14 protein-coding genes are annotated in these 12,411 nt (G+C 71.2%); 6 read left to right on the forward strand and 8 right to left on the reverse strand.

All coding sequences use genetic code 11. From position 1 onward, the window contains the following. Positions 1-79: 79 nt before the first annotated feature. A complete protein-coding gene (locus tag ACIRR9_RS53945) occupies positions 80-1,042 on the forward strand; it encodes an ATP-dependent DNA ligase (protein ID WP_403768836.1) in 963 nt (320 codons plus the stop codon). A 210-nt stretch (positions 1,043-1,252) separates the two neighbouring features. Next, the gene (gene hemC, locus ACIRR9_RS53950; RefSeq protein ID WP_403768809.1) at positions 1,253-2,188 is read left to right on the forward strand and encodes a hydroxymethylbilane synthase; all 936 of its coding nucleotides are present in this window, start codon (positions 1,253-1,255) and stop codon (positions 2,186-2,188) included. A gap of 35 nt (positions 2,189-2,223) precedes the next feature. Here the strand turns inward: hemC and ACIRR9_RS53955 are convergent, their stop codons facing one another. From ACIRR9_RS53955 to ACIRR9_RS53975, 5 genes are all read right to left on the reverse strand, one after another. Then, positions 2,224-2,652, reverse strand: coding sequence for a VOC family protein (locus ACIRR9_RS53955; protein ID WP_403768812.1), 429 nt, complete (start codon positions 2,650-2,652; stop codon positions 2,224-2,226). A 230-nt stretch (positions 2,653-2,882) separates the two neighbouring features. After that, positions 2,883-3,410: a hypothetical protein gene (locus ACIRR9_RS53960; RefSeq protein WP_384555783.1), complete on the reverse strand. Its 528-nt coding sequence runs from the start codon at positions 3,408-3,410 to the stop codon at positions 2,883-2,885. 194 nt (positions 3,411-3,604) lie between these two features. Next, on the reverse strand, positions 3,605-4,459 hold the full coding sequence (locus ACIRR9_RS53965; RefSeq protein WP_403768815.1) for an ABC transporter permease: 855 nt from the start codon (positions 4,457-4,459) through the stop codon (positions 3,605-3,607). Beyond that, positions 4,419-5,246, reverse strand: coding sequence for an ABC transporter ATP-binding protein (locus ACIRR9_RS53970; protein ID WP_403768818.1), 828 nt, complete (start codon positions 5,244-5,246; stop codon positions 4,419-4,421). The genes ACIRR9_RS53965 and ACIRR9_RS53970 overlap by 41 nt, the downstream gene beginning before the upstream one ends. Continuing rightward, positions 5,243-5,698 carry a MarR family winged helix-turn-helix transcriptional regulator gene (locus ACIRR9_RS53975; RefSeq protein ID WP_403768820.1) on the reverse strand — a complete coding sequence of 152 codons (456 nt, stop codon included), beginning with the start codon at positions 5,696-5,698 and terminating at the stop codon, positions 5,243-5,245. The genes ACIRR9_RS53970 and ACIRR9_RS53975 overlap by 4 nt, the downstream gene beginning before the upstream one ends. A gap of 275 nt (positions 5,699-5,973) precedes the next feature. On the opposite strand from ACIRR9_RS53975, the gene ACIRR9_RS53980 reads away from it, so the two are divergent. Further along, the gene (locus ACIRR9_RS53980) at positions 5,974-6,762 is read left to right on the forward strand and encodes an RNA polymerase sigma factor SigF (RefSeq protein ID WP_403768823.1); all 789 of its coding nucleotides are present in this window, start codon (positions 5,974-5,976) and stop codon (positions 6,760-6,762) included. Positions 6,763-6,765: 3 nt separating this feature from the next. Here the strand turns inward: ACIRR9_RS53980 and ACIRR9_RS53985 are convergent, their stop codons facing one another. Beyond that, the gene (locus ACIRR9_RS53985; protein WP_365348168.1) at positions 6,766-7,083 is read right to left on the reverse strand and encodes an ANTAR domain-containing protein; all 318 of its coding nucleotides are present in this window, start codon (positions 7,081-7,083) and stop codon (positions 6,766-6,768) included. Between the two features lie 127 nt (positions 7,084-7,210). Here ACIRR9_RS53985 and ACIRR9_RS53990 point away from each other — a divergent pair, with 127 nt between their 5' ends. After that, positions 7,211-8,032 carry a VOC family protein gene (locus tag ACIRR9_RS53990; protein ID WP_384555777.1) on the forward strand — a complete coding sequence of 274 codons (822 nt, stop codon included), beginning with the start codon at positions 7,211-7,213 and terminating at the stop codon, positions 8,030-8,032. On the opposite strand, the gene glgX is transcribed toward ACIRR9_RS53990, so the two are convergent. After that, the gene (gene glgX, locus ACIRR9_RS53995) at positions 8,001-10,175 is read right to left on the reverse strand and encodes a glycogen debranching protein GlgX (RefSeq protein WP_403768826.1); all 2,175 of its coding nucleotides are present in this window, start codon (positions 10,173-10,175) and stop codon (positions 8,001-8,003) included. The two genes, ACIRR9_RS53990 and glgX, sit on opposite strands and share 32 nt — an antisense overlap. A 23-nt stretch (positions 10,176-10,198) precedes the next feature. Next, positions 10,199-10,693, reverse strand: a complete 495-nt coding sequence (locus ACIRR9_RS54000; RefSeq protein ID WP_403768829.1) for a pep a2 — start codon at positions 10,691-10,693, stop codon at positions 10,199-10,201. A gap of 306 nt (positions 10,694-10,999) precedes the next feature. Here ACIRR9_RS54000 and ACIRR9_RS54005 point away from each other — a divergent pair, with 306 nt between their 5' ends. After that, on the forward strand, positions 11,000-11,293 hold the full coding sequence (locus tag ACIRR9_RS54005) for a DUF5133 domain-containing protein (protein WP_123971413.1): 294 nt from the start codon (positions 11,000-11,002) through the stop codon (positions 11,291-11,293). 102 nt (positions 11,294-11,395) lie between these two features. Beyond that, a partial coding sequence (locus ACIRR9_RS54010) for a maltotransferase domain-containing protein (RefSeq protein WP_403768833.1) occupies positions 11,396-12,411 on the forward strand: 1,016 nt, incomplete at its 3' end.

The following is a 12,411-nucleotide window of genomic DNA, read 5'->3' on the forward strand; positions in this document are numbered from 1 at the left end:
AACCGGCCCCGGGAGGCGCGTGCGGCGGCCGTGCCCGGTCCACATCTTCTGCGTGACCGCCCTGCCGCTGATCCCGCCCATGCTCGCCACCCCCGGCAGGCTCCCGTCCGCCGCGCAGGACGCCCGCTGGGCCTACGAGACCAAGCAGGACGGCCAGCGCGCGGTCGTGTATCTGCCCGGTGACGGAAGCGTGCTGCTGCGCGCCCGGTCCGGTACGGAGATCACCGGCGCGTATCCCGAACTGCGCGCGCTGGGCGAGGCGCTGGGCCGGGTCCCGGCGATCCTGGACGGCGAGGTGCTGGCCCTCGACGAACGCGGGCGCGCCGACTTCCAGTTGCTGCAGGGCCGGATGGGGCTGGCCCACGCCCCGGCGCGGGCGGCACGGCTGGCGGCCCGGGTCCCGGTCCACCTGGTGCTGTTCGACGTACTGCATCTGGAGGGCGGCCCGCTGCTGAGGGTGCCGTACGCGAAGCGGCGGGCGCGGCTGGAGTCACTGGCTCTCGACGGGGCCTACTGGTCGACGCCGGGAGCAGTCGTCGGGCATGGTGCCGAGGCGCTGCGGGCCACCCGGGAGCACGGGCTCGAAGGCGTGGTCTGCAAGCGGCTGGACTCGGTGTACGAACCGGGGGTGCGGTCCCGTGCCTGGATCAAGATCCGGAATCTGCGGGCCGAGGACGTGATCGTCGGCGGCTGGCTGCCGGGCAAGGGACGGCTGACCGGGCTGCCGGGCGCGCTACTGGTGGGCCAGCGCGCCGCCGACGGGCGGCTGCGGTACGTCGGCGGGGTGGGCACCGGCTGGAGCGAGGCTGAGCGGACCGAACTGGCCGCGCTGCTGCGGGCCGCCGAAACCGGCGTGTGCCCCTTCGACCCGGTACCGGCGGTCACGGGCGCGCACTGGGTGCTGCCCCGGCTGGTCGGCGAGGTCGGTTACAGCACCCGGACCCGGGCGGGCCTGCTGCGCCAGCCGTCCTGGCTGCGGCTGCGTCCGGACCTCGCGGCGGAGGAGTCGGCGGCGGACCTGCCGACGGAATTCGACGGCTGAACCGCCCTGTTCGTCGTCCTCCCCACCGCAGCCGGCCGGCCGGAACGGCTACCCTGCGGGCCTACGGGACACGCTGAGCGACCACGACTTCTGCAGCGACGGCGTCGGCCCGGTCGGCCGCCGAGGGAGCCGCTCCGGCCCCTCCGGTCCGCTCCGTGACCGACAGGATGTCGGAATCCGCGGTTGACCGGAAGGTCTATCGTGTCTGCCATGTCGGTGCCCGAGCTGATCCGTATCGTGTCCCGCGACTCGCCCATGGCCCTCGCCCAAGTGGCCCGTGTCCGCGCCGAGTTGGCCGCCCTCTACCCTCAGGTGCGCACCGAGGTCGTCCCGGTGAAGACGACCGGTGACAAGTGGCTGGGCGACCTGTCCAAGGTGGAGGGCAAGGGGGCGTTCACCAAGGAGGTGGACGCCGCGCTGCTGGCCGGCCAGGCGGATCTCGCCGTGCACTGCGTGAAGGACGTGCCGGCCGACCGGCCGCTGCCCGCCGGGACGATGTTCGCGGCGTTCCTGAAGCGGGACGACATCCGTGACGCCCTCGTCCACCCGGGCGGGCTGACGCTGGACCGGCTGCCGCCGGGCACCCGGATCGGCACCTCCTCGGTCCGCCGGATCGCCCAGCTGGCCGCCACCCACCCGCACCTGGAGTGCGTGCCGTTCCGGGGCAACGCCAACCGGCGGCTGGAGAAGCTCGCCGCCGGGGACGCGGACGCGCTGCTGCTCGCGGTGGCGGGCCTGGAGCGGATCGGCCGTACGGACGTCATCAGCGAGGTGCTGGACCCGGAGACGATGATGCCGCCGATCGGCGCGGGCATCCTCGCGCTGCAGTGCCGGGAGGGCGACAGCGAGCTGATCGACGCGGTGAGCGGGCTCGGTGACCCGGACACCCACCGGGAGGCCACCGCCGAGCGGATGTTCCTCCATGTGCTCCAGGGACACTGCAACAGCCCGATCGCCGGGTACGCCCGTGTCGACCACGCGGGTGAACTGTCGCTGCGCGCCTGTGTGTTCACCCCGGACGGCAAGACCCGGCTGAACGCCCACGAATGGGCGGGCCGTCTCGACCCGGCCACGCTGGGCACCTCGGTCGCCGTGGCGCTGCTGCGGCAGGGCGCCCGCGAGATCATCGACGGGATCCCCCACTAGGGCACAGCAGTTCCCCGGTGAGGGACGCTCCGGGGCTACGGACGGACGTAAGGCCGGGTCATGATCTCCATGTTGTGGCCGTCCGGGTCGTCGAAGTAGGCGCCGCGACCGCCGAACAGCCGGTTGATGCTGCCGGGTTCGGAGTGGGCGGGGTCGGCGTAGTAGGTGACCCCGAGCACCTCCAGCCGGGCGATCATCGTGTCGAACCGCTCGTCCGGCACGAGGAACGCGTAGTGCTGTGACTGGATCGGCTCGTCCCTCTTCTCGTAGTAGTCGAGGGTCACCCCGTTGCCGAGGTCGACGGGCAGGAACGGCCCGAAGGGGGCGCCGACCTCCAGGCCGAGGATCGCGGCGGTGAACTCGGCGGACAGCTGACGGTCGCTCGCGTAGACGGCGGTGTGGTTCAGCTGGACACCGGCCGCGGGCGGCTCGGTTGCCTGCGGGTACTGCGGGTGAGGGGACATCGGTGACGTTCTCCGGTCTCGGGATCCGCTGGGGAGCGGCGCCGCACACGGGCGCCGGGAGCAAAGACACGGAGAAGGGGGGCGGGCCTCTTGCCCGCCTCGTGCTCACGCCGAGGCCGGGAGCCTCACTCGTGCGTGGCCCATGGCCGACCCGGCAGTCACCCGAGCGACCTTAGCGATCGTCCCGGACGGGGGCAACGCCGTTTCCGGCCGTGCTCCCGGTGTCCGCATCAGGCGGAGGAGCCGGGTTCCGTCTGGTCCTTGAGGAAGACGCTCACCTGGTGGGCCAGGCTGCCCGGTCCGGCGCCCTGGCAGGCGGTGGCGGCGGTCGACTCCAGTACGCCGATGCCGCCCGCCCACAGCCGGCGCTCGGTCCACTCCTCGTCGATGCGCAGATGGACCTGGATGTCCACCTGGGTCAGGGCGGCCTCCGGACCGGCGGCGTAGAGGACGGCGGTGGCGCGGCGCAGCGGGTAGACGTCGAAGCCCTCGATGAACTGGGAGTTGCGCCAGTCGATGAACGCGCCCTCCCCGTCGGGGCCGACCCGGACGTCGATCTGGCCGTCCTCCAGCTGGACGCTGTGATGGCGGGAGCCACGGTTCTCGATGGTCACCCGGGCGCTGAAGTACGTCAGACCGGCCGCGGCATCGTCCCGGCCGCGGGGCGGCTCGGCCTCTTCCAGACGGTGGACGCGGACCCGCAGACCGGCATGCTCCTCGTACTCGTGCCAGTCCCCGACCACGTTCGGCTCGTACACAATGCCCCTCTCGACCCCCGCTGTTTATCTGTGCGCTCAGCGCACTGTCAAATGAGCGGAATGCGCTGTGGCCAGCGGATTCGCCCGCTTTGATCGCTGATCAAGCGTTGCGCAGGGGTTATCCCGCTCCGGGTCTTCGGGGCGGGTGGTGCCCGCGTGCCGCACATCACGTCGGCCGGCCGCCCACGGCAAGATCAACGGGCCAGGCGGCCGAGCAGCGAGGAGGCGGCGGTGATGCCGAGGGCCGCGGCGACCGCCAGCACACCGAAGTCGAGGGCGAGATGCGCGGGCGTGCCGAGCAGCAGACCGCGCAGGGCGTCGACCTGATAGCTCAGCGGGTTGGCCTTGCTGACCGCCTGGAGCCAGCCGGGCATGATCGCCACCGGGTAGAGGGCGTTGGAGCCGAAGAACAGGGGCATGGTGATCGCCTGCCCGATGCCCATCAGCCGGTCGCGGCTGAGGACGATGCCCGCGATGCTCATCGACAGGCAGGAGAAGAAGGCGGAGGCGAGGACGACGGCGAGGCCGACTCCGAGCAGTTTCAGCGGGTTCCAGGTGAGGGCGACCCCGAGGATCGCGGCGATGACGATCACCACGACGGCCTGGATCAGGGACTTCACCCCGGCCGCGAACGCCTTGCCGGTGATGAGGGCCGAGCGCGGGGTCGGGGTGACGAGGAGCTTGTTGAGGATGCCGGCGTCGCGTTCCCAGATGATCTGGATGCCGTAGAAGATGGCGATGAACATCGCGGACTGGGCGATGATGCCGGGCGCGAGGTAGTCGATGTAGGGGATGCCGCCGGTGGGTATCGCCTTGATCCGGGTGAAGGTCTGGCCGAAGATCAGCAGCCAGAGGGCGGGCTGGATCGCCCGGGTGTAGAGCTCGGTGCGGTCGTGGCGGAGTTTCTGCAGCTCGACGGCGCACATGGCGACGACCCGGGCGGGCAGCAGCCGCCAGCCGGAGCGCGGCTCGGGCGGGGTGAGCAGCAGGGACGCCGCTCCCGTGCGCTCAGCCGACGCGGTTCGCGGTGCGGCGGGTGCTTCGGACATCGCGGAATCCTCCTGACTGCTCGTCGAGGCCGCTGCCGGCCACGTCGCGGAAGACGTCTTCGAGGGTGGGCAGGGTGTCGGTGCCCTGGCGTTCGGCGAGGCCCCGGCGGAGCTCGGTGGGTGTGCCGAGGGCGCGGATGCGGCCGCGGTGCATCAGGCCGACCCGGTGGCAGTGCTGGTCGGCCTCGTCCATGTAGTGGGTGGTGACGAGGACGGTCATGCCGGTGGCCTCGCGGACGGCGTTGATCTGGTCCCACACGCTGGTGCGGGCGATCGGGTCGAGGCCGATGGTGGGTTCGTCGAGGATCAGCAGCCGTGGTGCGCTGACCAGGGCCTGGGCGAGTTCGAGGCGGCGGACCATGCCGCCGGAGTAGGTGCCGGCGAGCCGGTCGGCGGCGTCGGTGAGGTCGACGGCCTCCAGGGCCTGGGCGACCCGTTCGGCGCGTTCGCGCCGGGGGACGTCGAAGACACGGGCGAACAGGGCGACGTTCTCGCGTCCGGTGAGCCCGCTGTCGGCGGACAGCTGCTGCGGGACATAGCCGAGCAGCCGCCGTACGGCCATCCGGTCCCTGCCGGTGTCGTGGCCGAAGACGCGGACCATTCCGGTGGGCACCGGGAGCAGGGTGGTGATGCAGCGGATGGCGGTGGTCTTGCCTGCGCCGTTGGGGCCCAGCAGTCCGAAGACCTCGCCCTCGCCGACGGTCAGGTCGAGCCCGTCGACGGCCTTGGTGTCCCCGAAGGAGTACGAAAGCCCGGTGCAGGCGACTGCGGTGGTGTCCGGCGTCATGATTCCTCGGCCTCCTCGTTCAGGGTGACGGCCAGCCTGCGCAGCGCCGGAAGCGCCGCTCTCAGCGCTTCCCGGTCGGCCTCGTCGAGCCGGGCGACCCGGCCGGCGACGAGTTCCGTGCGGCGCCGCTGCCAGTCGGCGAGGCGTTTGGCGGCGGCCTCGGTCAGCAGCAGCCGGGCGGCACGGCGATCGGCGGGGTCGGTCTCCCGCAGCAGGTAGCCGTCCTTGACGAGCTGGTTGACCAGGGTCGACACCGAGTTGCTCGCCAGGTACAGCTCCTTGGCCGCCTCCGAGATGCCGATCCCGGGCCGTGACTCGACCAGGCGCAGCAGCTCGACCTCGGCGCCACGCAGCCGGGGCAGCGCCAGCCCGCGGCGCAAGCGGCGGCGGATCAGCCGCTGGATGCCTACGAACGCGTCGGCCAGCTCTTCCGGGAAGGTCTCCGATTCCACACTTCGAAGATTACCTCTGCTACAGAGATATCTCCTCCAAGGGGGAGTCAAGGGCGACCCCGGGCACAGCCATGGGCCAGATGAGACCAATCTCACCTTTTCGTATTAATTGTTTCTCTTTACCCCATTCAGGGCATTCGCAGATAAGTGCTTCGGACCGGAGGCACATGCGTGGGAGCCGGCTTCCGCCCGGCCGCCCCGTGACCTCCCGACGGTCCGAGCGCGTTCCTCCCACGGTGTCAGTCCACCAGCACCTGCTGAGGGAGGTGCGCGCAATGCGTACCACCTGCAAACCCGGGTCCCATCCGCACGACGACGCCCCGGACACTGCCGAGGACTTCACACGACTGGCCCAGCTGCCCGAGGGGCCGCGGCGCCGGGCGCTGCGGGACGAACTGGTCGAGCTCTGGCTGCCCATGGCCGAGCGCATCGCCGTACGGTTCCGCGGCCGCGGGGAGACCCTGGAGGATCTCTACCAGGTCGCCGCACTGGGACTGGTGAAGGCCGTCGACCACTACGACCCGGAGCGCGGCCGGGCCTTCGAGGCGTACGCCGTGCCGACGATCACCGGCGAGATCAAGCGCCACTTCCGCGACCACATGTGGACCCTGCATGTCCCGCGCCGGGTCCAGGAGCTGCGCAACCGGGTCCGGGTCGCCCTCAAGGAACTCCGCCAGACCACCCCGGGCCGCGCTCCCACCGTCGCCGAGATCGCCGCCCGCGCCCAGCTCACCGAGAGCGAGGTGCGCGCCGGGATGGAGGCGCTGGACTGCTACTCGGCGCTGTCGCTGGACGCCGAGGTGCCCGGCGGCGACGGCTATGCGCTCGGCGACACCCTCGGCGCCGACGACCCCGGCTACGACCTGATCGTCGACCGGACCGCGGCGGAGCCCTGTCTGCAGGGCCTGCCCGAGCGTGACCGGCTCATCCTCTATCTGCGGTTCTTCCGCGGTATGACGCAGAGCCGGATCGCAGAGCAGCTGGGCATCTCGCAGATGCATGTGTCCCGCCTGCTCAGCGCCTGTTTCGACCGGCTGCGCGAGGAACTGCTGGCCGAGGTCTGAGGCTCACCCGACGGGCGGTGCGCCGGGGATCTGGGTCGGGCCGTACCGCTCCAGGGCATCCGACAGTTCGGCGCGGATCTCGTCGGGCATGTCGCCGGTGCGCCCCCAGGCCAGGATGAGGTCCGCGACGTTGCGCAGCTTGATGTTGGTGTGCTGGGAGACCTCCTTGAGGATCTCCCACCCTTCGTCGGGCGTGACCCGGCCGAGGGCGACCACCATCCCGATGGCCTGGTCCACCACGGCATGGGAGGCGACGGCTTCCTTGAGCTGGTCCACCTCTTCCTGGAGGTGGAAAATCCGGTCAGGCTCGCTTTCGCCCATCCCCCCATCGTGTCACTCGTCCGGCCCCCTGCCACCGGGGTACTCGGCAGGCGATTCTGCCGCTTCCGGTTGGAGACTGGTGTCAGACCGGTTCCCCGGCCGGCCCCGACACCAGGACACGAGCGCCATGAACAACGACATGCCTCCCCCTCCCCCCGGCCCCGCGAAGAAGAAGCGAGACGTCGTCTCCACACACTCGGTCTTCGGGGCCCCCTGCTGGGTGAGTCTGACCAGTCGCGACCTCCAGGCCACCGAGGATTTCTACAGCGCCGTGCTCGGCTGGCGATGGCGCAGCGTCCGCCTCGGCGACCACTTCCGGATCGCCCTGGCGGACGGGGTGCCGGTCGCGGGCATCGCCGCGGTCGCCGCGATGTGGCAGATGGCGGTGGCCTGGACGCCGTACTTCGCCGTGCAGAACGCGGACGAGGCCGTCGCCCGGGCCCGTGAGCGCGGCGGCACGCCGGCGGTGGGGCCGCTGTCCTTCCCGCCCGGCCGGGCGGCGCTGATCGCCGACCGGGACGGCGCCGTCTTCGGCATCTGGGAGGGGGAACTGGTCTCCAACTGGGAGACCTGGCGCCGGGCCGCCCCGACCTTCATCCGCCTGCACACCCGCAACGCCTTCGACTCGGCGATCTTCTACGGCGAGGTCCTCGGCTGGGCCTCCGACAAACAGGGCTGCTGCGAGGTGGAGTACGAGGGCGGCGAGGTCGTGCTGCGCAGCCGGGGCGATGCCGTGGCCCGTATCGACTCGGGCGCGGTGGAGGCGGCGCCCGATCCGTCGGTACGGCCGCACTGGCAGGTCCACTTCGCGGTCACGGACGTGGGCGAGTGCGCACGGGCGGCCGAGAAACACGGCGGCAGCGTCCTGGAGGAGCAGGAGCTGGAGGCGATCCTGCGCGACCCGGACGGAGCCCAGTTCACCGTGACCGCCCGCCCGCTCCTCCCCTAGCCCTGCGGTCCTTGCCTCGGGACGGCTTGTCCTTGGCGCGGGACGGCCGGGACAGCAGGATCAGGCTGCGGGCCTCGACGCGCAGGCGGGTACCGGCCTTGCGTTCGCGTTCGTCGGGGATGCCGTCGGGTTCGGCGGTGTCGATGAGGGTGGTCCAGCGTTCGCCGTAGGAGTCGTCGGGCAGGCAGAAGTCGACCGGTTCCCAGTAGCCGTTGAGGAGCAGCAGGAACGAGTCGTCGACCAGGCGCCGCCCGTACGGGTCGCGTTCGGCGATGGCGTCGCCGTTGAGGAAGACGCCGACCGAGTGGGCGTCGGGGCGCTGCCAGTCCCGGTCGGTCATCTCGCGGGCGTCGGGCAGCAGCCACACCAGGTCGGGCAGCGGCTGCCCGGCATGGGTCGCGGTCTCGCCGCGGAAGAAGCGGCGCCGGCGCAGCACGGGATGGGCGGCGCGCAGTGCGATGACGTTCCGGGTGAAGTCGGTGAGGCTCCGCTGTTCCCCGGTCAGCTCCCAGTCGGTCCAGGAGACCTCGTTGTCCTGGCAGTAGGCGTTGTTGTTGCCGCGCTGGGTGCGGCCGAGTTCGTCGCCGTGGCCGATCATCGGGATGCCCTGCGAGAGCAGGAGCGTGGCGAGGAAGTTGCGCTGCTGGCGGGCCCTGAGTTCGAGCACGGCCGGGTCGGTGGTCGCGCCCTCGGCACCGCAGTTCCAGGACCGGTTGTGGCTCTCGCCGTCCCGGTTGCCCTCGCCGTTGGCCTGGTTGTGCTTGTCGTTGTACGACACCAGGTCGCGCAGCGTGAAACCGTCGTGCGCGGTGACGAAGTTGACGCTCGCCCGCGGCCGCCGCCCGCTGCGCTGGTACAGGTCGGAGGAGCCGGTGAGCCGGGAGGCGAACTCGCCGAGCGAGCCCGGTTCGGCCCGCCAGAAGTCCCGTACGGCGTCCCGGTAGCGGCCGTTCCACTCCGACCACAGCGGGGGGAAGTTGCCGACCTGGTAGCCGCCCTCCCCCACGTCCCAGGGTTCGGCGATGAGCTTGACGCGGCTGATGACCGGGTCCTGCTGGATCAGGTCGAAGAACGCCGAAAGCCGGTCCACCTCGTGGAACTGCCTGGCCAATGTGGCCGCGAGGTCGAAGCGGAAGCCGTCGACGTGCATCTCGGTCACCCAGTACCGCAGCGAGTCCATGATCAGCTGGAGCACATGGGGGTGCCGCATCAGCAGGCTGTTCCCGGTGCCGGTGGTGTCGTAGTAGTGCGCCCAGTCGCCGTCGACGAGGCGGTAGTAGGAGGCGTTGTCGATGCCCCGGAAGGACAGCGTGGGGCCCATCTCGTTGCCCTCAGCGGTGTGGTTGTAGACCACGTCGAGGATCACTTCGAGCCCGGCCGCGTGCAGCGCCTTCACCATCGCCTTGAACTCGTTGACCTGCTGGCCCCGGCTGCCGAAGGCGGCGTAGGCGTTGTGCGGGGCGAAGAACCCGATGGTGTTGTAGCCCCAGTAGTTGGACAGCCCCCGGTCCTGGAGGACGCCGTCCTGCACGAACTGGTGGACCGGCATCAGCTCGACCGCCGTGACGCCGAGCGCGGTCAGGTGCTCCAGGACCGCCGGGTGCGCGAGACCGGCGTAACTGCCCCTGAGCCGTTCGGGTACCTCCGGATGGGTGGCGGTGAGGCCGCGGACATGGGCCTCGTAGATCACCGAGTCGGAGTACGCCCGCCGCGGCGGCCGGTCGTCGCCCCAGTCGAAGTAGGGGTCGGTGACCACGCCGAGCATCGAGTGCCCGGCGCTGTCGCCGGGGGCCGGCCCGCCCGGGGTGCGTTCGTACAACGACGCGTGGTTGTCGATCTGGCCGTCGACCGCCCGGGCGTACGGATCCAGGAGCAGCTTCGCCGGATTGCAGCGGTGGCCGAGGTCCGGGTCCCAGGGACCGGTGACCCGGTAGCCGTAACGCTGCCCGGGGCCGATCCCGGGCAGGTAGGCGTGCCAGACGAAGCCGTCGACCTCGCTCACCGGCACCGGCCGCCGGGTCCCGGCGTCGTCCACCAGGATCAGTTCGACGTGCTCGGCGACCTCGCTGAACAGGGCGAAGTTGGTGCCCTGCCCGTCGAAGGAGGCCCCCAACGGGTAGGGGTGCCCGCTCCACACGGGCACCCCTTTCCGGGATTTCCTCGCCGTCACCGGGCGCCCGCCAGGACCCCGTCGGTCAACTGGTCGACCGGGGCGGCGCGGGGCACCCGCAGCGTCCGGCGGATGCTGGGCGCGGGTGCGGTCGGGACCAGCGGGACGCGCTCGCCGGCCCGGGCCCGCTGCGAGAACCAGATGATCTTGCTGCCGGTGTCCGAGGCACAGCAGCCCCAGCCGTCGCTCATGGCGGCGATGTGCGCCAGACAGGAGCGCAGATCCTGGTCGGGTCGGAGATCGCGGTCGTCGTCGCCGATCGCGGTGATGAGGTGCTGCCCGTTCCACCACATCTCGATGGACGTGTGCTTGTCCGTGGCGTGCTGGTCGATGGCATGCAGCAGCAGCTCGGCGCCGCCGCAGACGGGGTCCACGAGATTGTCGAGATCCCAGTAACGGAGATGGGCGGCCAGGATACGGCTGACCTGTCCGACCCGTTCCGGGCTCACCTCCACGTCGAGGTGGTAGTAGCAGGGCACTGCGGTCTTCATTGTCGCTAGCTCCTCACCGGCGAAGCTCCCGCTCCCCTCACCCACCCGGAAATCCGTTCCGGACGCACAGCGTGAGCAGTTGATCGCTCCTGAGTCACCTTCACTGTGGGGGCGCTACGCCATTCGTGCAACACGAGAGCCGCACGGGGTGGTTGAAGATCCAACAAGACGCTCGGTGATGGCGCGTGCACCATGAGTGAAAGCCTCGATTCGCCGTAACGGCTCCGTGCCTCTCCGTGCCCGGACGCTCCCCCGAACATCGGGGACACGTGCCCACTCGAGAGCGTCGGAAGGAAAGACACGGCCATGCTGCTACCCGCGAAGGCCGAGGTGGCCCGGCAGCTGCGGCGCTACCGGGCGTGGGAGCGAGTGATGCTCGCCTCGCCGCAGGACCGCGAGGTGCGCTCCACCTTCGAGGACTCGGGCTACACGCTGTGCGTCCTGATGGGCAAGCGCTGTGCCCGGGAGGCTGTGGACGCGGCCGAGCGCTATCTGCGCACCAGCCTCGTCACCTATCTGCGGGAACAGGGCGGCAGGGCCCAGCTGAGCGAGAAGGTCCGCCGCGGTCCGCCCTCGGACCGGAGTTCCGCGAGGCAGTGATCCCGAAGACGGACCCCGCGGGAAGACACCGGTCTTCCGGCGCAGCACGGACCGTGGAGCCGGGCCCCGGGCCCGGCTCCACGCACGGCGGAGGTGAGACCCATGAAGGCGACTGAGGCCATCGGCCGTGTTCCGGTGCGCGACGTCCGGCCGGCCGTGGAGTGCGGGAGGCATCCGGCGAAGGCGGTCCCGGGCGAGACGTTCGAGGTCACCGCGACCGTCTTCCGCGAGGGGCACGACGCCGTCGGCGCCAATGTGGTGCTGTGCGACCCCGAGGGCCGCCCCGGCCCGTGGACGCCGATGCGGGAGTCGGTCCCCGGCACCGACCGCTGGGGCGCAGAGGTCACCCCGGACGCGACGGGCCGCTGGACGTTTCACGTGGAGGCCTGGAGCGCCCCGCTGACCACCTGGCGGCAGCACGCGCGGGTGAAGATCCCGGCCGGCATCGACACCGGTCTGGTCCTGGAGGAGGGCGCGGAGCTGTACGAGCGCGCGGCCGCCGGGGTTCCCGAAGGCCCCGAGCGCGAGCGGGTGCTGACGGCGGCACGGGCCCTGGGCGACGACGGTCTCCCCCTCGCCACACGTCTGGCGTGCGCGCTGGCCCCCGAGGTGGACGAGATCCTCGTCCGGCATCCGCTGCGGGAACTGGTCACCGCCTCCGAGCCGCTGCCGCTCCTCGTGGAGCGCGAACGGGCCCTGTACGGCTCCTGGTACGAGTTCTTCCCGCGTTCCGAGGGCACGCCCGAGCGGCCGCACGGCACCTTCCGGTCGGCCGCGCGCCGGCTGCCGGCGATCGCGGAGATGGGCTTCGACGTCGTCTACCTCCCGCCGATCCATCCGATCGGGACCACGTTCCGCAAGGGCCGCAACAACACCCTGAGCGCGGACCCCGAGGATGTCGGGGTGCCCTGGGCGATCGGTTCCCCCGAGGGCGGGCACGACGCCGTCCACCCGGACCTGGGCACCGTCGAGGACTTCCGGTGGTTCGTCGAGCAGGCCGCGGCCCACCGCCTGGAGGTGGCGCTGGACTTCGCGCTGCAGTGCTCGCCGGACCACCCCTGGGTGGAGAAGCATCCCGAGTGGTTCCACCACCGGCCGGACGGCACCATCGCCTACGC

The organism is Streptomyces sp. NPDC101234, from assembly GCF_044767525.1.
Classification (GTDB): domain Bacteria; phylum Actinomycetota; class Actinomycetes; order Streptomycetales; family Streptomycetaceae; genus Streptomyces; species Streptomyces sasae.

What these genes read in the sequence shown, in the direction of transcription:
- ACIRR9_RS53945 (WP_403768836.1), top strand. Translation starts at nt 80, where the DNA reads ATGCTCGCCACCCCCGGCAGGCTCCCGTCCGCCGCGCAGGACGCCCGC.
- hemC (WP_403768809.1), top strand. Translation starts at nt 1,253, where the DNA reads ATGTCGGTGCCCGAGCTGATCCGTATCGTGTCCCGCGACTCGCCCATG.
- ACIRR9_RS53955 (WP_403768812.1), bottom strand. Translation starts at nt 2,652, where the DNA reads ATGTCCCCTCACCCGCAGTACCCGCAGGCAACCGAGCCGCCCGCGGCC.
- ACIRR9_RS53965 (WP_403768815.1), bottom strand. Translation starts at nt 4,459, where the DNA reads ATGTCCGAAGCACCCGCCGCACCGCGAACCGCGTCGGCTGAGCGCACG.
- ACIRR9_RS53970 (WP_403768818.1), bottom strand. Translation starts at nt 5,246, where the DNA reads ATGACGCCGGACACCACCGCAGTCGCCTGCACCGGGCTTTCGTACTCC.
- ACIRR9_RS53980 (WP_403768823.1), top strand. Translation starts at nt 5,974, where the DNA reads ATGCGTACCACCTGCAAACCCGGGTCCCATCCGCACGACGACGCCCCG.
- ACIRR9_RS53985 (WP_365348168.1), bottom strand. Translation starts at nt 7,083, where the DNA reads ATGGGCGAAAGCGAGCCTGACCGGATTTTCCACCTCCAGGAAGAGGTG.
- ACIRR9_RS53990 (WP_384555777.1), top strand. Translation starts at nt 7,211, where the DNA reads ATGAACAACGACATGCCTCCCCCTCCCCCCGGCCCCGCGAAGAAGAAG.
- ACIRR9_RS54000 (WP_403768829.1), bottom strand. Translation starts at nt 10,693, where the DNA reads ATGAAGACCGCAGTGCCCTGCTACTACCACCTCGACGTGGAGGTGAGC.
- ACIRR9_RS54005 (WP_123971413.1), top strand. Translation starts at nt 11,000, where the DNA reads ATGCTGCTACCCGCGAAGGCCGAGGTGGCCCGGCAGCTGCGGCGCTAC.